Annotated in this window: 18 protein-coding genes; 12 read left to right on the forward strand and 6 right to left on the reverse strand. The window is 71.9% G+C overall.

Annotated elements, in window-relative coordinates:
* Window positions 1–174: 174 nt before the first annotated feature.
* Window positions 175–1,023: a hypothetical protein gene (locus DFH01_RS20720; RefSeq protein ID WP_109872429.1), complete on the reverse strand. Its 849-nt coding sequence runs from the start codon at window positions 1,021–1,023 to the stop codon at window positions 175–177.
* Between the two features lie 26 nt (window positions 1,024–1,049).
* Here DFH01_RS20720 and DFH01_RS20725 point away from each other — a divergent pair, with 26 nt between their 5' ends.
* Window positions 1,050–1,727 carry a Fe2+-dependent dioxygenase gene (locus DFH01_RS20725; RefSeq protein ID WP_233256214.1) on the forward strand — a complete coding sequence of 226 codons (678 nt, stop codon included), beginning with the start codon at window positions 1,050–1,052 and terminating at the stop codon, window positions 1,725–1,727.
* A gap of 7 nt (window positions 1,728–1,734) precedes the next feature.
* Here DFH01_RS20725 and DFH01_RS20730 read toward each other — a convergent pair whose 3' ends face one another.
* A complete protein-coding gene (locus DFH01_RS20730) occupies window positions 1,735–2,640 on the reverse strand; it encodes a BMP family ABC transporter substrate-binding protein (protein WP_109872430.1) in 906 nt (301 codons plus the stop codon).
* Window positions 2,637–3,620: a Bug family tripartite tricarboxylate transporter substrate binding protein gene (locus DFH01_RS20735; RefSeq protein WP_109872431.1), complete on the reverse strand. Its 984-nt coding sequence runs from the start codon at window positions 3,618–3,620 to the stop codon at window positions 2,637–2,639. The genes DFH01_RS20730 and DFH01_RS20735 overlap by 4 nt, the downstream gene beginning before the upstream one ends.
* 98 nt (window positions 3,621–3,718) lie before the next feature.
* Between DFH01_RS20735 and DFH01_RS20740 the strand changes: the two genes are divergently transcribed.
* The 4 genes from DFH01_RS20740 to DFH01_RS20755 are packed head-to-tail and all read left to right on the forward strand — an operon-like array spanning window position 3,719 to window position 6,744.
* Entirely contained in the window at window positions 3,719–4,078 is a 360-nt protein-coding gene (locus DFH01_RS20740) for a hydroxyisourate hydrolase (protein WP_109872432.1), read from the forward strand.
* A 14-nt stretch (window positions 4,079–4,092) separates the two neighbouring features.
* Window positions 4,093–4,992 (forward strand): polysaccharide deacetylase family protein, encoded by a 900-nt coding sequence (locus DFH01_RS20745; RefSeq protein WP_109872433.1) that lies wholly within the window; start codon window positions 4,093–4,095, stop codon window positions 4,990–4,992.
* Window positions 4,993–5,721: an aspartate/glutamate racemase family protein gene (locus DFH01_RS20750; RefSeq protein ID WP_109872434.1), complete on the forward strand. Its 729-nt coding sequence runs from the start codon at window positions 4,993–4,995 to the stop codon at window positions 5,719–5,721.
* Between the two features lie 45 nt (window positions 5,722–5,766).
* Entirely contained in the window at window positions 5,767–6,744 is a 978-nt protein-coding gene (locus tag DFH01_RS20755; protein WP_109872435.1) for a Bug family tripartite tricarboxylate transporter substrate binding protein, read from the forward strand.
* On the opposite strand, the gene DFH01_RS20760 is transcribed toward DFH01_RS20755, so the two are convergent.
* Window positions 6,741–8,024: an ArgE/DapE family deacylase gene (locus DFH01_RS20760; RefSeq protein ID WP_109872436.1), complete on the reverse strand. Its 1,284-nt coding sequence runs from the start codon at window positions 8,022–8,024 to the stop codon at window positions 6,741–6,743. The two genes, DFH01_RS20755 and DFH01_RS20760, sit on opposite strands and share 4 nt — an antisense overlap.
* 119 nt (window positions 8,025–8,143) lie before the next feature.
* Here DFH01_RS20760 and DFH01_RS20765 point away from each other — a divergent pair, with 119 nt between their 5' ends.
* The 4 genes from DFH01_RS20765 to DFH01_RS20780 are packed head-to-tail and all read left to right on the forward strand — an operon-like array spanning window position 8,144 to window position 11,838.
* Window positions 8,144–9,436 carry an MATE family efflux transporter gene (locus DFH01_RS20765; RefSeq protein ID WP_109872437.1) on the forward strand — a complete coding sequence of 431 codons (1,293 nt, stop codon included), beginning with the start codon at window positions 8,144–8,146 and terminating at the stop codon, window positions 9,434–9,436.
* Window positions 9,437–9,479: 43 nt separating this feature from the next.
* Entirely contained in the window at window positions 9,480–10,613 is a 1,134-nt protein-coding gene (locus DFH01_RS20770) for an acyl-CoA dehydrogenase family protein (protein WP_233256215.1), read from the forward strand.
* Window positions 10,610–11,374 (forward strand): 3-ketoacyl-ACP reductase, encoded by a 765-nt coding sequence (locus tag DFH01_RS20775; RefSeq protein ID WP_109872439.1) that lies wholly within the window; start codon window positions 10,610–10,612, stop codon window positions 11,372–11,374. The genes DFH01_RS20770 and DFH01_RS20775 overlap by 4 nt, the downstream gene beginning before the upstream one ends.
* Entirely contained in the window at window positions 11,374–11,838 is a 465-nt protein-coding gene (locus DFH01_RS20780; protein WP_109872440.1) for a MaoC family dehydratase, read from the forward strand. Before DFH01_RS20775 ends, DFH01_RS20780 begins: the two co-directional genes overlap by 1 nt.
* 4 nt (window positions 11,839–11,842) lie before the next feature.
* Here DFH01_RS20780 and DFH01_RS20785 read toward each other — a convergent pair whose 3' ends face one another.
* Both DFH01_RS20785 and DFH01_RS20790 read right to left on the reverse strand, forming a co-directional pair.
* A complete protein-coding gene (locus DFH01_RS20785) occupies window positions 11,843–12,859 on the reverse strand; it encodes a Gfo/Idh/MocA family protein (protein WP_109872441.1) in 1,017 nt (338 codons plus the stop codon).
* The gene (locus DFH01_RS20790) at window positions 12,856–13,581 is read right to left on the reverse strand and encodes an enoyl-CoA hydratase/isomerase family protein (protein WP_109872442.1); all 726 of its coding nucleotides are present in this window, start codon (window positions 13,579–13,581) and stop codon (window positions 12,856–12,858) included. Before DFH01_RS20790 ends, DFH01_RS20785 begins: the two co-directional genes overlap by 4 nt.
* A gap of 64 nt (window positions 13,582–13,645) precedes the next feature.
* Here DFH01_RS20790 and DFH01_RS20795 point away from each other — a divergent pair, with 64 nt between their 5' ends.
* The 3 genes from DFH01_RS20795 (at window position 13,646) to DFH01_RS20805 (ending at window position 16,707) form a co-directional block, all read left to right on the forward strand.
* Window positions 13,646–15,187, forward strand: coding sequence for an acyl CoA:acetate/3-ketoacid CoA transferase (locus DFH01_RS20795; RefSeq protein WP_109872443.1), 1,542 nt, complete (start codon window positions 13,646–13,648; stop codon window positions 15,185–15,187).
* Complete coding sequence (locus DFH01_RS20800; RefSeq protein WP_109872444.1) at window positions 15,184–15,621, forward strand: MaoC family dehydratase; 438 nt, start codon at window positions 15,184–15,186, stop codon at window positions 15,619–15,621. Before DFH01_RS20795 ends, DFH01_RS20800 begins: the two co-directional genes overlap by 4 nt.
* A gap of 87 nt (window positions 15,622–15,708) precedes the next feature.
* The gene (locus DFH01_RS20805) at window positions 15,709–16,707 is read left to right on the forward strand and encodes a TRAP transporter substrate-binding protein (RefSeq protein WP_109872445.1); all 999 of its coding nucleotides are present in this window, start codon (window positions 15,709–15,711) and stop codon (window positions 16,705–16,707) included.
* The last annotated feature ends 21 nt before the right edge of the window (window positions 16,708–16,728 follow it).

Genomic DNA, 16,728 nt, shown 5'->3' on the forward strand with positions numbered 1-16,728 from the left:
CGGCTCGATGATCCGCCACTCCGCCTCGCTCAAATCGAACCGCGACATGCCCCTATCCCCCGTCAACTCCGACGGTGAATCAGATCGCGTCGCGTCGCAGCAAGGACTTTGGGTTCAGGACCTAGTCCGGGCAGCGGGCGGGCAGAATCCCGCCCGCCCTGCCGCCGGTCCGCGTCAGCTCGCCGCCAGCTTGAGCCGCGACGCGGCGCCGAGCAACGCACCGGGCTCCACCGCCGGCATCGGCGAAGGGCGCAGCGGTGCGGGGAAGGCCGCTTCCAGCAAGGGCAGCATGCGGCGGAGCAGCGCAGCCTCCTCCGTGCGGCCGGCGGCGGCGAGTTCCGGCAGCAGGCGCTGCGCGCGCCCCGTAACGACGCGGCTGAATCCGTAGCCGTCCAGATAGGGTTCGTCCGCGTCGGGCTGGCGGATGGCGGCGGCGAATTGCAACGCCGCGCGGTCGGCCATCTCCGCCGCCACCCGCAGCCGCACATCCAGCGCCGGGCCGGGCGGCGGCGCCTTCGCCTCCGCGGCGTCGAGCGCTGCCAGCACGGCGTCCGCCGCCGCCGTCACCTCGCCCGGCGGCGCATTGTCGAGCACCAAGGCGACGGCGCGCTCCATCGCCGCGCCGAAGGGCGGCACGCCGCGGGCGGCGAGAACGTCCTCGATCTCGACATACACCTCGGACATGCCATGGGCGAACATCTCGGCGGCCGGGGCGTGCCGGCCCGCCCGATGCATGTCGCGGCCGGCGATGTAATGGGCGGCCATCACATCCAGCGCGACCAGGAACGCCACGGGATCGGTGCGCGCGCGGCCGGCATCCACGCCCCCTTCCCCGCCTTCGCCCCCTTCCCCGCCCTCGCCGCCCTCGCCGCCCTCGCCGCCGGCGGACATGTCGCGCGCCGGGGCCGGCTGCGCCGCGGCAGTCGCGCCCTGCGCGCCCACCAGGACGGCAGCGCCCAGGCCGACCCAAAGCTTCAGCCGGCGGCGGGGGATCGGCGGGTCGGTATCTTCGGCGCTGGTCATGGAGGGCGCTCCGTCATAAGATGCAAATGATGATCACTTGCATTTCCCAGCTCCTGGATACTCCCACGCTCGGGAAGGTCCAAGCCCTCGCCGAGGCCGCCCGCTTCGAGGATGGCCGCGCCAGCGCCGGCTGGCATGCCAGGACGGTCAAGGCCAATCATCAGGCGGAGCGGCATGATCCCGCGACGCGCGAGGCGGCGGCCCTCGTCGCGGCGGCGCTGCGCGGCAACGCGGTGTTCGCCGCCGCGGTCCGTCCGCGCCATCTCCGCACGCCGCTGCTGGCCCGCTACGGCGTCGGCGAGGCCTATGGGACGCATGTGGATGATGCGCTGATGGCCGGGCCCGACGGCCCGCTGCGCACCGATGTCGCCGTGACGGTCTTCCTCGCCGCGCCGGACAGCTATGGCGGCGGCGAATTGGCGATCGAGGACGGCGCCGGCGAGCAGGCCTTCAAGCTCGGCGCCGGCGACGCCATCGCCTATCCCGCCACCACGCTGCACCGGGTTGCGGAGGTCACCTCCGGCGAGCGCCTGGTCGCGGTCACCTGGGTGCAGAGCCTGGTGCGCGATCCCGCGCGGCGCGAGATCCTGTTCGACCTGGAGACGGCGAAGCGGCAGGTCTTCGCGCAGCAGGGCAAGGGCGAGGCCTTCGACCTGCTTGCGAAAAGCCACGCCAACCTGCTGCGGCAGTGGATGGAGCCCTGACGCGGGCTCACTCTGGACGCCACTCCGCGCCGCCATAGTGCTCCGGCACCACGACCGCGCCGGCGATGATCTCGGATCGCAGCGCCTCCAGCCGCTCCGCCAGCGCGGGCGAGACCTCCCGCGCGAGGGCGAGGCGCACCGCCTCCGGCCGTTCCAGCCCGATCCGCGCATCGGCGAAGCGGCCGGCGAGGAAGGCGGCGATTGCCGCCTCGATCGTCACGCCGTTCTCGGCGATGGCGGAGGCGAGGAAGACCGGATCCTCCTCCGTCCAGTCGCGCACATTGCCGATGGCGCGCATGCCGGTTTCCTTGCAGGCCGCGATGGCGCCGCTGCGCCCGCCATCCAGCATGGCGAACTGCACCGCGGCACCGGCCGCCGCCTGCGCGCGGGTCCAGGCCTCGGCGAGCGGCGGATCGTGCTGGTTGCCGCAGAAGCCCGTCAGCAATTGCGCATCGGGCCGCGCATGGCGCAGCCCCGCGGCGAAGCCCGCGCGGCCGCGCAGACCGGGCGGCACGGGCTCGCCCGAGAGATGCGCGGCGATGCGGCCCGGCATCCACCAGCCGGCCAAGGCGCCGGCGAGGAAGGCGGACTGTTCCTGCAGCACCTCGAAGCAGGCGATGTTCGGCCCGGCGATGCGGCCCTGCGTGACCGCGAAGGCGACGCGCGGGAAGCCCGGCGCGACCTCCGCCACGCCGGCCTCGCCCTGCCCGCCATGCGCGATCACCAGGTCCGCGCGCGCCGCGACCGCTGCCAGCGTCTCCGCGCGCCGCGCGGGCTCCGGCTCCCACACGGTCTCGGGCGAGAGCCCGTGCGACGCCGCCGCGCGCGCCAGCCCGGCGACGCCCGCCTGGTTGAAGCCGCCGGCGCCGGGCCGGCCGAAGAAGACCGCGGCGACGCGCGGCGACGCACTCATGACGCGGTGATGCCGAGCGCCTTCACCGCCCCGCCCACCGTCTTCACCTCCTCCGCGACATAGGCGGCGAATTCCGGCTGCGTCATCGGCCGCACGGCGATGCCGAGCTCCTCCCATCGCTTCGCGACCGGCGGCATCGCAAGCGCCGCCGTGACCTCGGCATGCAGCTTCGCGACGATCGGCGCGGGCAGCCCGGCCGGCGCGGAGAGGCCAAGCCAGTTCTCCGCGAGCAGGCCCGGGAAACCGGCATCGGCCGTGGTCGGCACCTCGGGCGCCATGGCCTGGCGCTGCGGCGAGGTGACGGCGATCGCGCGCAGCCGGCCGGAGCGGATGTTCTCGATGTTCTGCGGCAGCGTGTCGAAGCCGATGGGGATCGCGCCGCCCAGCAGGTCCGCCAGCATGGGCGAGGAACCGCGATAGGGCACATGGGTCAGTCGCACGCCGGTGCGTGCCATCAGCTGCTCGCCGAAGATGTGGTGCACCGACCCGGCGCCGGAGCTGCCATAGGCGGGCGGCGCGCTCTCCGCCTTCGCCCAGGCGATGAGGCCGGCGAGGTCCGTCACGCTGGCCGGCACGCGGCGCGGGTTCACCATGATCACCAGCGGCGTCGCGCCGAGATAGGCGATGTGGGTGAAGGAGGTCACGGGGTCGTAGCCGGCGTTCGGGTAGATCGGCGGCGAGGTCACGATGGGCGCGGTGTTGGACAGCAGCAGCGTGTAGCCATCGGCCGGCTGCGTCGCGACATGCCCGGCGCCGAGCGTGCCGCCCGCGCCGGGCCGGTTGTCCACCACCACCCGCTGCGGCAGGCGCTGCGACCAGATGTCGGACAGCACGCGCGCCACGATGTCGGAGGACCCGCCCGGCGGGAAAGTGACCACGATGCGCACGGTGCGGCTCGGCCAGCCATTCTGCGCCTGCGCCGCCCTGCTCAGTCCGAAGGCGGCGGTTGCCGCGAGAAGCGGCAGATGACGACGACGCATGCAGGTTCTCCGGTGAGGTCTCTCCTTCGCCCCGCAATCATTGTGCCGCGGTCATGCGGCCCTGGCCGGACGCGCCGCGCCGGGGCAGGATGGCGCGCATGGGCAAGGCGGGCGGCATCTCGGTGCATGCGGTGGACGTGGCGCGCGGGCGCGTGGCGGAGGGGCTGGCGGTTCGGATCGACCGCATCGCGCCGGACGGCGCGCGCGTGACCATCGCCGAAGGCCGGATCGGCCCCGACGGCGCGCTGCACCACCCCGTGGCGCAAGGCGAGGGCGTGCAGGAGGGCGAGCACGAGGTGCTGCTCGGCATCGGCGACTTCCACCGCGCCACGGGCTGCGAGGCGCCGCCCTTCCTCGACGTGGTGCCCTTCCGCTTCCGCGTTTTCGACGTCGCGCAGCACTACCACCTGCCGATCAAGTTCACGCCCTACGGCTATTCGCTGTACCGGGGCGCGTGATGATACCGGGACGCATGCCGCCGGCGTCGCGCGACCTTGCGGGATTCGGCCCGACCCCGCCGCGCATCGCCTGGCCGGAGGATGCGCGGCTCGCGCTCTCCTTCGTCGTCAATGTCGAGGAAGGCGCGGAGCTGTCGCTCACCAGCGGCGACGAGCGCAACGAGAGCGTCTACGAGGCGCGCGAAGAGGTGGTGGGCCACCCCGATCCCTGCATGGAAAGCCATTTCGCCTATGGCAGCCGCGCCGGCATCTGGCGGATTCTGTCGCTTCTCGACGCCTATGGCGTGAAGGCGACCTTTTCCTCCTGCGGCCGCGCCGTGGCGGCGACGCCCGCATTGGCCGCGGCGCCGGCCGCACGAGGGCATGAGATCTCCGCCCATGGCTGGCGCTGGGAACGCCATGCCGGCATGCCGGAAGCCACCGAGCGCGCCGTGATCGCCGCGACGGTGGAGGCGATCACGCAGGCCACAGGCGAACGCCCCGTCGGCTGGCACACCCGCAGCGCGTCCTCGCCCAACACGCGGCGGCTGCTGCTGGAGGAAGGCGGCTTCCTCTATGATTCCGACTGCTACGACGACGACATCCCGCGCAGCATCGTGCGCCCCGATGGCGGGCGGCACGTGATCCTACCCTATGCATTCGACACCAACGACATGCGCTTCGCCCCCGGCGGCGGCTTCGTCCAACCCGAGGATTTTTCGCGCTACTGCATCTCCGCGATCGACTGGCTTCTGCGGGAGGGGAAGACGGCGCCCAAGATGCTCTCCATCGGCCTGCATCTGCGCATCATCGGCCGCCCGGCGCGCATGCGGGGCCTCGAGCAGATCCTCGAACACGTCGCCCGTACGCCTGGCATCTGGGTGGCGCGCCGGCGCGACATCGCCGCGCATGTCCTGGCGCAGGAGGCCCGCTGAATGCGCATCCTGGTCGTCAACAGCAACACGACGGACAGCGTGACGGCGCGCATCGGCACGGCGGCGCGCGCGGCCGCCTCGCCCGGCACCGAGATAGAGGCCGTCACCGCGCCCTTCGGCCTGCCGCTCATCGTCAGCCGCGCCGACTGGCTGGTCGCCGGCCCCGCGACGCTGGCCGCCCTCGCCGCGCGGCGCGGCCGCTACGACGCCGCGGTCATCGCCTGCTTCGGCGATCCCGGCCTGGATGCCGCGAAGGAATTGCTCGACGTGCCGGTGCTCGGGATCAGCGAGGCCGCCTTCCACGCCGCCGCCATGCTCGGCCGCCGCTTCGGCGTGGTCAGCTTCACCGCCGCGCTGCGCCCGATGTTCGAGGATTGCCTGGCGCATCACGGCCTCGCCCCGCGCTGCGCCGGCTTTCGCATGGGCCCGCCCTTCTCGGGCGATCCCGGCAAGGTCGCCGAGGAGCGCGCCGACCTGCTCGTCGAGCTCTGCCGCCAGTCGGTGGAACAGGACGGCGCGGAGGCGGTGATCCTCGCCGGCGGCCCCCTGGCCGGGCTCGCGCCCGTCCTTGCCCCGCGCGTGCCCGTGCCGCTGGTGGATGGCACGGCCGCCGCGGTGCGGCTGGCCGAGGCGCTGGTCGGCCTCGCGCCGCCGGCCGCGAAAGGCCGGCGGCGCGCGCGGGCGCTCACGGGCTTCGCGCCGGAGATCGCCTCGCTCTACGACGGCTGACGGCACGTCACTTGCTTGGCTCCCGCAACCTCGGGAGACCTTCGCATGAACCGCCGCTGCCTTCTGCTCGCCGCCGCCGCCGCCACCCTCGCCACGCCGCACTTCGCCCTGGCGCAGGGCGCCTGGCCGAACCGGCCGGTGCGCATCATCAACCCCTATGCGCCGGGTGGCACCAGCGACCTCATCATCCGCCCGCTGACGGAGCGGCTGGAGCGCGTCTTCGGCCGCCCCTTCGTGATCGAGAACAAGCCCGGCGCCGGCGGTTCTCTCGCGACCGGCGAGGCGGCGCGCGCCGCGCCGGACGGCTACACGCTGCTGATCTCCAACACCGGCCCGCTCGCCGTCGCGCCGTCGCTGTTCCCCAATCTCGCCTACGACCCAGCGCGCGCCTTCACCTGGGTGACGATGTTCGGCGGTGCGCCGCTGGTCTGTGCCGTGAAGGGCGACAGCCCGATGCGCAGCATCGCCGACTACCGGGAGATGGCGGCGAGGCGCGCCGAGGAAGTCTCCTTCGGCTCCTCTGGCGTGGGCTCCGCGGGACACCTGGCAGGCGTGCTCTGGTCCATGCAGGCGGATGTGAAGCTGCTGCACGTGCCCTTCCGCGGCGCCGCCGATGCACAGCGCGCAGTCATGTCGGGCGACACCACCTCGCTCTGGGACACCTCCGGCGCCAACGCGGCGGCGATCCGCGCCGGCAGCATCAAGGGGCTGGCCGTCTCCTCGGCCGAGCGCGTCGCGGCGCTGCCGGACGTGCCGACGCTGAAGGAGCAGGGTTTTGCCGATGCCGTCGCCACCAACTGGTTCGTTCTCGCCGCGCCCGCTGGCCTCGATCCCGCGATCGCTGCGCGCCTGAACACCGAGATCCAGGCCGCACTGGCCGAGCCCGCGACCGTCACACGGCTGGAGAGCATCGGCGTGGTTTCGCTCGGCAACATGCCGCCCGCGGAGATCGGCGGCTTCGTGGCTCGCGAAGCCGAGCGCTGGGGCGGCGTGGTGCGCGCCGCCAATCTCCGGCCGAGCTAAGCCGGCCGCAGCCCGCACCATTCCGCGATGAAGCGCGCGATGGTGCGGGTGCAGAGCTTCAGGTCGGCAATGGAGGTGCGCTCGTCGAAAGCGTGCGCGCCCTCCCCCTTCGGGCCGTAGCAGAGCGCGGGCATGCCGTAGTCGATGCCGTAGTAGCGCGTGTCGTTCACGGCGGTGCTGCGGCGTTCCTCCATCGGCGCGCCATGCACCGCCTGGTGCGCCTCCGCCAGCACGCGCTCGGCGTCCGTCCCCGGTTCCTGCACGAAGCCGTCGGTCTGGAAGCCCGTCCAGATCACCTCGGGCGGGTTGTTCGCCAGGAACAGGTCGGACTTCGCCGCCTCCGCCACCACGCGCTCTACCGCTCTCATCGCCTCCTTCGGGTCCGTGCCGGGCAGGTGGCCGATGCGGCAATCCACCTCGCACCAGGCGGGCGTGGAGCTTGCCCAGTCGCCGCCGCGGATGATTCCCGGATTGAACTTCAGCGGGTCGGGAATGCCGCCGTACCAGGCGTCCCCCTTCGCCGCCTCGTTCAGCCGGGCGACATGCGCCTGCAGCGCCTGGATCAGGTGGAAGGCGGACATGATCGCATTGGTGCCGGATTGCGCGACCGCGACATGCACGGGCACGCCGCGCACGCGCAGGCGGAACCAGATCGTCCCGGTGTGGCTGCGCGTGAGCGTATGGCCGGAGGGTTCCGGGATCAGGCAGGCATCGGCGCGATAGCCGCGGATCAGGGTGGAGAGCGCGCCGTTGCCGGTGCTCTCCTCCTCCGTCACGGTCTGGATGTAGACATCAGCGGCCGGCGCGAAGCCCGCGGCGCGGATCGCATCCATCGCGAAGACCATGCAGGCGACGCCCGCCTTCATGTCATGCGCGCCGCGGCCGTACATCCAGCCGTCGCGGATCACCGCCGCATAAGGCGGATGCGTCCACATCTCGGCCGGGCCTTCGGGCACCACGTCGATATGGCCCTGCAGGATCAGGCTGCGGCCCGTCGGGTTCGGCGCGCGATGCGCGGCGACGACCTGGACGCTGGAGGCCGGATCGGCATCCACCATCGGCGCCGCCTTCGGATGCGAGGACAGCGGCACATCGGCCAGCGTGTAGCGATCCACCGCATAGCCCCGCGCCGCCATTTCTCGGGAAAACCAGTCCTGCAGCGGCGCCTCGTTCCCGCGCAGCGAGGGGAAGCGCACCAGCTGCGCCAGGAAGGCCACCTGGCGGTCGAAGCCCGCCTCCACCGCGTCGGCGATTTTTGCCAGAGCGCCGCTGTCCGTCATGCCGAAATCCCCTGCGATGGCCGCGCATCAGGGCGCGCCGATCCGGGCTGGTCAAGCCGCCGGCTTTGCAGCCGCACGCCGCCGGTCCATCGTCGCGTCATGCCCGCCCCGCCCGCCTGATGCGCCGACGCCTTCGCGCGATCCTTGCGCTGGCCGCGCCGACCGCATTGGTCTCCGTGCTGCAGGTCTTCGCGCAGCTCTTCGAGACCTGGCTCGCCGCCCGGCAGGGCACCGCGGCGCTGGCCGGCTGGGCGGTGGTGCTGCCCTTCGCGCTGCTGATGCAGATGATGTCGGTGGGCGCGATGGGCGGCGGTGTCTCGGCCGCCATCGCGCGCGCCCTCGGCGGGAACCGGCGAGAGGAAGCGGCCGCCCTGGTTCTGCATGCCGCGCTGATCGCGCTCGTGGCGGCGCTGCTCTTCGCCGTCCCGCTCGCCCTGGCGCCACGCGCGGTGCTGGGGCTGGTCGGCGGCAGGGACGCGGCGGAGGCAGCGGCGCCCTATGCCATGTGGCTGTTCGGTGTGGGCGCGCTGCCGGCCTGGCTCGCGAACACGCTCGCCTCCGTCCTGCGCGGCGGCGGGCGGCATGCGCTGGCCGCGCGCGTGCTGCTGATCGCCTGGGCGGCCTATCCGCCGCTCGCCTGGCTGCTGGTGGAGCCGGCGGGGATGGGGCTCGCCGGCCTCGGCGCCGCCTTCGCCGCGGTGTTCTGGGTGGCGGCGCTGGCGATGGGCCTCGTCGTGCTGCGCGGCGGCGCCGGCTTCGCGCCGCGGCTGCGCATCGCGCCTTCCGCCGCGATGTTCCAGCGCATCCTCTCGGTCGGGCTCGTCGCCTGCGGCCTCGCCGCCATCGCGAACCTCACGACGATCATGGTCACCGCGCAGCTCGCGCCGCTGGGGCCGGCCGTCGTCGCGGCCTATGGCATCTCGGCGCGGCTCGAATTCCTGATGATCCCGCTGGCCTTCGGCATCGGCTCCGCGCTGACCGCGCTGGTCGGCCGCGCCGCCGGTGCGGGCGACTGGGCGGAGGCGCGGCGCCTGGCCTGGACGGGCGGCGGCCTCGCCTTCCTGCTCGCGGGGAGTTGCGGCCTGGTGGTGTGGCTGTTCCCGGACGCCTTCGCACGCGCCTTCACAAACGATGCCGAGGTCGTCATGATCGCCGCCCGCGCGCTCGGCGTCATCGCGCCGGCCTATGCCGCCTTCGGCGCCGGCATGGCGATGTATTTCGCCTCCCAGGGCGCCGGCCGCATGGGCTGGCCGATGGCCGGCGCGGTGGCGCGCTTCGCCATCGCGGTCGGCGGCGGCGCGCTGCTCGCCGGGCCTATGGGGCTGGACGGACAGTTCCTTGCCGTCGCCCTCGGCATCACCGCCTATGGCGTGCTCACCGCCACCGCGGTGCGCCCGGGCGTCTGGCGCTGATCCGCCGGCGGCGTCATGCTGCCGCCGGTTGGAGGAGGACGCCGTGACGGATGAGGGCGCATTGGCGGCGCTGCGCGACACCGCGCGCCGCTTCGCCGAGACCGCAGTGGCGCCGCGCGCCGCCGAGCTCGATGAGACCGAGGCCTTCCCGCGCGACATCTACCAGGCGCTGGCGAAGCTCGGCCTGCTCGGCATCACCGTGCCGGAGGCGATGGGCGGCGCCGAGGCCGGCGTGCTCGCCTATGCCGTCGTGATGGAGGAACTTTCCCGAGGCTACGCCAGCGTCGCAGACCAGGTCGGGCTGGTGGAGCTGCTCGGCACGCTGCTGTCGGAACACGGGACGGAGGCGCAGCGAGCGGAATACCTGGCGCCGCTGCTGCGCTACGAACGCAGCTGCGCCTATGCGCTGACCGAGGCCGAGGCCGGCTCCGACCTCGCCAACCTCAAGGCGACCGCGCTGCGCGACGGCGATGGCTGGCGGTTGACGGGCGAGAAGATGTGGATCCACATGGCGCCGCGCGCGGATTTCGCCGCGGTGCTGGCCCGCACCGATCCCGCCGCGGGACATCGCGGCATGTCCATCTTCCTGGTGGATCTCCGCGGCCCGGGGGTGGAGCGGCTGCGGGCGGAGCACAAGATGGGCCAGCGCGCCTCCCCCGTCGGCGGGTTGCGCTTTGAGGATGTGAAGCTGCCGGGCACGGCGCTGCTCGGCCCGGAAGGCCGCGGCTTCCACATGATGATGTCGGTGCTGGACAAGGGGCGCATCGGCATCGGCGCGCTCGCGCTCGGCATCCTGCAGCGCGCGCTGGAGGAGAGCATCGCCTTCGCGAAGCAACGCGTGCAGTTCGGCAGGCCGATCGCGGAGCAGCAGGCGATCCGCTTCATGATCGCGGACATGGCCAAGGACACGCATGCCGCGCGGCTGATGGTGCAGGACGCCGCGCGGAAGATGGACCGCGGCGAGCGCGCGACGCTGGAAGCCAGCATGGCGAAATGCTTCGCGTCCGACGCGGCGGTGGCGCGCACCGCGGATGCGGTGCAGATCCATGGCGGCACGGGCTACATCCGCGGCGTGACGGTGGAGCGGCTCTATCGCGACGCGAAGATCACGCAGATCTACGAAGGCACCAACCAGATCCAGAGGGTCATCATGGCACGGGAGATTCTTGGCGCATGAGGCCGGTTGCATTGGTGACAGGGGCGCGCCGCGGCATCGGTCGCGCCACCTGCGCGGCGCTGGCCGCCAAGGGCTACGACATCCTCGGCTGCGACGTGGCCGAGGACGGCGCTGACGAAACTGCGGCCGCGGTCGCCGAACTCGGCGCCCGCTTCGGCTTCCACATCTGCGACGTCTCCGACCTCGATGCGGTCGCATCCATGGTGGACTGGGCCTGGCGCGAATGGGGCGGGCTGGAGGCGCTGGTGAACAACGCCGGCGTCGGCGTGCTGCAGCGCGGCGACATCCTGGACGTCACGCCGGAATCCTGGGACCGCTGCATGGACATCAATGCGCGCGGCTCCTTCTTCGTCTCGCAGCATGTCGCGCGGCGCATGGTGACGGAAAGCGCGCCGCGGCGCGGCCATCGCGCGCTGGTCTTCATCTCCTCGGCCAACGCGATCCTCGCCTCCCCCGACCGGGCGGAATACACGGCGAGCAAGACGGCCGTCTCGATGCTCGCGCGCTGCTTCGCGCTGCGGCTCGCCGATGACGGCATCCCCGTCTACGACATACGCCCCGGCGTGATCCGCACAGACATGACCGCGCCCGTCGTCGCCCGCTATTCGCAGCGCATCGCGGAAGGGCTCTCGCCGATCCGGCGCTGGGGCGAGGCAGAGGATGTCGGCAACGCCATCGCCGCGCTGGTCGGTGGCGCGATCCCCTTCTCCACCGGCGACGCCTTCCACGTGGATGGCGGACTGCACATCCAGAAGCTGTGATGCGGATCGATCCTGGCCTGCTGCGCTACGAGCAGATCGAGCCCGGCCTCGCCTTCGAGACGGGCGGCATTACCGTGACGGAAGGCCACATCACGGGCTTCGCCGGCCTGACGGGCGATTTCTACGACATCCACATGGATGACGAGTACGCGCGCGCGCTCGGCTATCCGGGCCGCGTCGCGCATGGGCTGCTCGGCCTGGCGCTGACCGACGGGCTGAAGAACCGCGCGAGCATCCGCTTCGCCGCGATCGTCTCGCTCAACTGGCGCTGGTCCTTCACCGGCCCGATCCTGGTGGGCGACCGCATCGCGGCGCGGATCGCCGTGCTATCCAAGCGGATGACGAAGAACCCGGCGCGCGGGATCGTCACCCTCGGCTTCGACCTGGTGAACCAGAAGGGCGAAGTGGTGCAGAAGGGCGAGAACGACATGATGGTGCACACCCTCGCCGGCGCGCCGGCGTGACGCGTCAGCGCAGCGTCACGAACCCACCCGCCCGCGCGCTCTCCAGCACCGCCTCGATCACCTCCTGCACGGCAAGCCCGGTCGTGCCGGCGTTGGAGGGCGCCCTGCCCTGCTCGATCGCGTCCAGCACTTCCGCGATCATCGCCCGATGCGGGCCGTGGTCGAAGGCCATCGGATCGGCGCCGCCACCACCGGCCAGGCCGCGGTCCAGCACCTCCACCGGCGTGCCCTTCACATGCAGTTCCAGCCTTTCCGCGACCAGCGCGGCGCTGCCGCCCGTGCCGGCGATCTCGATGCGCTCGGGGAAGCCCGGCTCGGCGACCGTGGTCGCATCCAGCACGCCGATCGCGCCATTGGCGAAGCGCAGCGCGGCGCCGACGATGTCCTCGGTGTCGATGGCCCGCAGCGGCGAGGTGCGCGCGAAGCCGGCAAGCTGCGCCACCGGTCCGGCCAGGTGCAGCAGCAGGTCGAGCGTATGGATCGCCTGCGTCAGCAGCACGCCGCCGCCGTCCCGCGCCTTCATCCCCCTGCCCGGCTGCGCGAAATAGGCCGCATCGCGCCACCAGCGGATGGAAGCGGAGCAGGAGAGCAGCGTGCCGAGTTCGCCCGCCGCAACCGCCTGCTTCAGCCGCAACGCGCCCGGCCGGAAGCGGTGCTGGAACACCACGCCGAGCGTCACGCCCGCACGCGCGGCAACCTCCACCAGCGCCTTCGCCCGCGCCGCCGTGATCTCCAGCGGCTTCTCCACGATCAGGTGTTTCCCGGCCGCTGCCACTGTCTCGACCACCGGCAGATGTGCGCCGGGCGGGGTCAGCACCAGCAGCAGGTCGCTCTCGGCGATCAGCGCATCCAGCGTGCCGAAGACCGGCGCGTCCCATTTGGCCGCGAAGGCCTCGCGCCGCGCCACGGATGGCGCGTAGCCCCCGGCAAGGCGCGCGCGGCCCGCTTCTTCCAGGTCGCGGATCGCCAGCATGTGCGGCTGCACCGCCATGCCCAGCCCGACGATCCCGATGCGCATCATCGGCCAGCCTCCCGCAGCGCCGCCAGGCACAGCACGTTCATCTCGTTCTCATAGGCGAGCCCCGCCGCCAGCGGCGCTTCCAGCGATTGCCGCACCGCCGCCTTCACCGCCTGGGTCGCGACGGGCGGCAGGGCGGCGAGTTTCCGGCACAGCGCCATCGCCGTCTCCTCCAGGGCATCATCGTCCACGACCTCCTCCACCAGGCGCAGCCGCAGCGCCTCATCCGCGCCGATCTGCTCGCCCGTCAGCAGCAGCCGCATCGCCACGCCGAGCCCCGCCACGCGCGGCAGGATCTGCGAAGCACCGCCGCCGCCCACCCAGCCGCGCGTGACTTCCGGAAAGCCGATCCTGGCGCTGCGCCCGGCGATGCGGATGTCGCAGGCCAGGGCGAGTTCAAAGCCGCCGCCCAGCGCCCAGCCCTTCAACGCCGCGACCACCGGCTTGCGGATGGCGCGCACCGCGCCCGGATAGTCCGGCCGGTGCCGGAAGTCCCAGGCCGTCCGGAAGGCCTCGATGGCCTTCAGGTCCATCCCGGCGCAGAAGGCGCGCTCCCCGGCACCACGCAGCAGCACCGCGCGCAGGCTGTCGTCGCCGTTGATAGCCTGCGCATGCGCGGCGAGCTCGCCCGCCATCGCATTGGTGATGGAATTGTGCTTAGCGGGCCGGTCGAGCGTCAGCACCGCCACGCCCTCCGTCACCGCCAGCGTGACCGCCCCGTCCATCCCGTTTCCTCCGCGCCCTCTGCCGGATAGAGTAGCGCCAAGTGGCGAAGGGGAAACGGGCAGCATGCGCAGGGTGACGGCGGCACAGGTCGCCTCCCTCGTTCGGGATGGCGACACGCTGCTGATCGGCGGTTCGGGCGGCGGGCATGCGGTGCCGGATGCGCTGCTGGCCGCACTTGGCGCGCGCTTCCGCGAGAGTGGGGCGCCGCGCGACATCACGGCGCTGCACCCGGTCGGCGTGGGCGACGGCGCGAACCGCGGCCTTGGCCACCTGGCGCAGAAGGGCCTGCTGAAGCGCAACATCGCCGGCAGCTACGTCAACTCGCCACCGGTGGGCCAGATGGCCTTGCGCGACGAGATCGAGGCGTGGTCCCTGCCCCAGGGTGCACTGTCCCAACTGATGCGGGAGATGGCGGCGGGCCGGCCCGGCTTGCTGACCAAGACCGGCCTGCACACCTTCGTTGATCCCCGCCTGCAGGGCGGCCGCCAATCGCCCTCCGCGCGCGAGGACCTGGTGGAGCTCGTGCAGTTCCGCGGCGAGGATTTCCTCTTCTACAAGCCGTACCAGGTGGACATCGCCTTCCTGCGCGGCACGACGGCCGATGAGGACGGCAATGTCTCCATGGAGCATGAGGCCGTCACGCTCGAGATGCTGTCGGAAGCGCAGGCGACGAAGCGCTGCGGCGGCATCGTCGCGGTGCAGGTGAAGCGCATCGCGCGCCGCGGCTCGATCCACCCGAAGATGGTCAAGATCCCCGGCATCCTGGTGGATCTCGTTGTCGTGGTGCCGGAGCAGGAGCAGACCTTCGAGACGCCCTATTCCCCCGCCTATTCCGGCGAGATGCGCATCCCGCTCGAGGACATCCCGGTTCTGCCGCTGGACTCGCGAAAGATCGTCGCTCGGCGCGGCGCGCTGGAGCTGTTCCCGCGCGCGGTGTGCAACCTCGGCTCCGGCATCTTCACGGGGCTGGCGAATGTCGCCGCCGAGGAAGGCTGCCTCGACGCGGTCTGCCTCACCAACGAGCAGGGCAATATCGGCGGCGCGCCGGCTTCCGGCGGCGAGGCCGGCGCGGCGATGAACCCGGACGCGCAGCTGGACCAGCCCTACCAGTTCGACTTCTACGATGGCGGCGGGCTCGACCTCGCCTTCCTGTCCTTCGCCGAGTTCGACGCGGCGGGGAACGTGAATGTCTCCCGCTTCGGGAAGCGCCTGATCGGCCCCGGCGGCTTCATCAACATCAGCCAGAACGCGCAGCGCGTGATCTTCGGCGGCACGCTGACCGCCGGCGGCAAGCCGAAGGCGGTGCAGCAGGTGGAGCAGATCACCTTCTCCGGCCGCTATGCGCGCGAACGCGGGCAGCCCGTACTGTATGTCACGGACGCCGCGGTGTTCCGCCTGGGCGAGAGCGGCCCGGAACTGGCGGAGATCGCGCCGGACCTGACGGTGGAGCAGGTGGTCGCGCGCATGGGCTTCCGGCCGACCGTTGCACCGGATCTGAAGCCGATGGACGCGCGCCTGTTCCTCGACGGTCGCATGGGCCTCGCCGCCCACATCGCGGCGCAACAGCCGAAGGCAGCGTCCGCACGTCTGGCAACGCTCACATGAAGCTCGGCATCGCGCCCGGCGAGGTCGCCACTTTCGAGAAGACGATCACCGAGCGCGACCTGCTGCTGACCGCCGAGATCACGGGCGACCACGACCCGCTGCATGTGGACGAGGCCTATGCGGCGCGCACCGCCTATGGCCGGCGCATCGCGCATGGCGCGCTGGTGCTGGGCCTGCTCTCCTCCACCGCCAGCACCATCGCGCATCGTGCCATCGCCAATGGCGCGGAGGGTGTGCCGGTCTCGCTCGGCTATGACCGCGTGCGCTTCCTGCAGCCGGTCTTCATAGGCGACCGGCTCACGGCGACCTATCGCGTGGAACGCACCGACGAGACCGCCGGCCGCGCGGAAAGCGCCTGCACGGTCACGAACCAGCATGACGAGACCTGCCTGGTGGCGCGGCACATCCTCAGATGGGTTGCGGCGCCCGCGTAACTGGGTGGTTCCCATGCCGCGGAGGCCGGGCTAGCCTGCCTGCCGCAGGCCGGATGCAAACCGGTTACACGCAAGGGGAGACAGTCCATGGAACGTCGCGCTTTCCTTGGCGCCGTCGGCGCCGCAACCGGCCTTCTCGCCGCACCCGCCGTGGTGCGCGCACAAGCGCCAATCACCCTGAACGGCGCCAGCCAGTTCAACCCGGAGCACGTCTTCAACCGCACTATGACGAAGTTCCAGGAGCTGGTCGTGCAGTACTACGGCCGCCCGGTGAACTTCGTCATGCACAACAACAGCTCGCTGGGGTTGGAGAAGCAGTATTTCGAGTACATGTCGGCAGGCCGCGCGGTGGATTTCGCCATCGTCAGCCCCGCCCACATGTCCACCTTCAGCCGCGCCGCCCCCTATATCGACGCGCCCTTCCTGTTCCGCGACCTCGCGCACTGGAACAAGGTGCTGGACGCGGATCTGCTGAAGCCGGTCGCGGATGAGGTGGAGCGCCGCGCCCGCGTCGCGCTGATCGGCTATGCCGGCGGCGGCGTGCGCAACATCTTCTCGAGCCGCCCGGCCACCAACATGGCGCAGCTGCGCGGCCTGCGCATCCGCGTCCAGGGCGCCCCGATCTGGAGCCGCACCTTCCAGGCGATCGGCATGGCGCCGCAGGTCATCGCCTACAACGAGGTCTACAACGCCATCCAGAACAACGTCATCGAAGCCGGCGAGAACGAGGCCGCGGGCGTCGAGCAGATGCGCTTCTACGAGGTCGGGCCGAACCTGATCCTGACGCAGCACGCGATCACGATCCGCCCGCTCTGCTTCTCCGTGCAGACCATGCAGCGCCTGCCGCGCGAGTTGCAGGAGGCGATCCGCCGCGCCGGCAAGGAAGCCGGCACCTTCGGCCGGCAGACCGAGAGCAGCGAGGACGGGCAGAAGGTGGATGCCTTGGCCTCGGCCGGCCGACTGAAGAAGGTCGAATTCACGGAGCGGGCGCAGATGAACGCCGCCGTGCAGCCGGTCATGGCCGCCTACGCCAAGGAGATCGACGCGGAGCAGATCCACAACCGGATCAACGCGCTCACCTCGTGATCCCCGGCGGCGGGGCGGCCT

The organism is Falsiroseomonas bella (assembly GCF_003173615.1).
GTDB classification, from domain to species: domain Bacteria; phylum Pseudomonadota; class Alphaproteobacteria; order Acetobacterales; family Acetobacteraceae; genus Falsiroseomonas; species Falsiroseomonas bella.

Coding starts and splice junctions, on each gene's coding strand:
- DFH01_RS20760 (WP_109872436.1), bottom strand. CDS start 8,024: ATGACGGACAGCGGCGCTCTGGCAAAAATCGCCGACGCGGTGGAGGCG.
- DFH01_RS20740 (WP_109872432.1), top strand. CDS start 3,719: ATGGGCAAGGCGGGCGGCATCTCGGTGCATGCGGTGGACGTGGCGCGC.
- DFH01_RS20735 (WP_109872431.1), bottom strand. CDS start 3,620: ATGCGTCGTCGTCATCTGCCGCTTCTCGCGGCAACCGCCGCCTTCGGA.
- DFH01_RS20775 (WP_109872439.1), top strand. CDS start 10,610: ATGAGGCCGGTTGCATTGGTGACAGGGGCGCGCCGCGGCATCGGTCGC.
- DFH01_RS20725 (WP_233256214.1), top strand. CDS start 1,050: ATGATGATCACTTGCATTTCCCAGCTCCTGGATACTCCCACGCTCGGG.
- DFH01_RS20720 (WP_109872429.1), bottom strand. CDS start 1,023: ATGACCAGCGCCGAAGATACCGACCCGCCGATCCCCCGCCGCCGGCTG.
- DFH01_RS20785 (WP_109872441.1), bottom strand. CDS start 12,859: ATGATGCGCATCGGGATCGTCGGGCTGGGCATGGCGGTGCAGCCGCAC.
- DFH01_RS20800 (WP_109872444.1), top strand. CDS start 15,184: ATGAAGCTCGGCATCGCGCCCGGCGAGGTCGCCACTTTCGAGAAGACG.
- DFH01_RS20805 (WP_109872445.1), top strand. CDS start 15,709: ATGGAACGTCGCGCTTTCCTTGGCGCCGTCGGCGCCGCAACCGGCCTT.
- DFH01_RS20765 (WP_109872437.1), top strand. CDS start 8,144: ATGCGCCGACGCCTTCGCGCGATCCTTGCGCTGGCCGCGCCGACCGCA.
- DFH01_RS20755 (WP_109872435.1), top strand. CDS start 5,767: ATGAACCGCCGCTGCCTTCTGCTCGCCGCCGCCGCCGCCACCCTCGCC.
- DFH01_RS20745 (WP_109872433.1), top strand. CDS start 4,093: ATGCCGCCGGCGTCGCGCGACCTTGCGGGATTCGGCCCGACCCCGCCG.
- DFH01_RS20795 (WP_109872443.1), top strand. CDS start 13,646: ATGCGCAGGGTGACGGCGGCACAGGTCGCCTCCCTCGTTCGGGATGGC.
- DFH01_RS20790 (WP_109872442.1), bottom strand. CDS start 13,581: ATGGACGGGGCGGTCACGCTGGCGGTGACGGAGGGCGTGGCGGTGCTG.
- DFH01_RS20730 (WP_109872430.1), bottom strand. CDS start 2,640: ATGAGTGCGTCGCCGCGCGTCGCCGCGGTCTTCTTCGGCCGGCCCGGC.
- DFH01_RS20750 (WP_109872434.1), top strand. CDS start 4,993: ATGCGCATCCTGGTCGTCAACAGCAACACGACGGACAGCGTGACGGCG.
- DFH01_RS20780 (WP_109872440.1), top strand. CDS start 11,374: ATGCGGATCGATCCTGGCCTGCTGCGCTACGAGCAGATCGAGCCCGGC.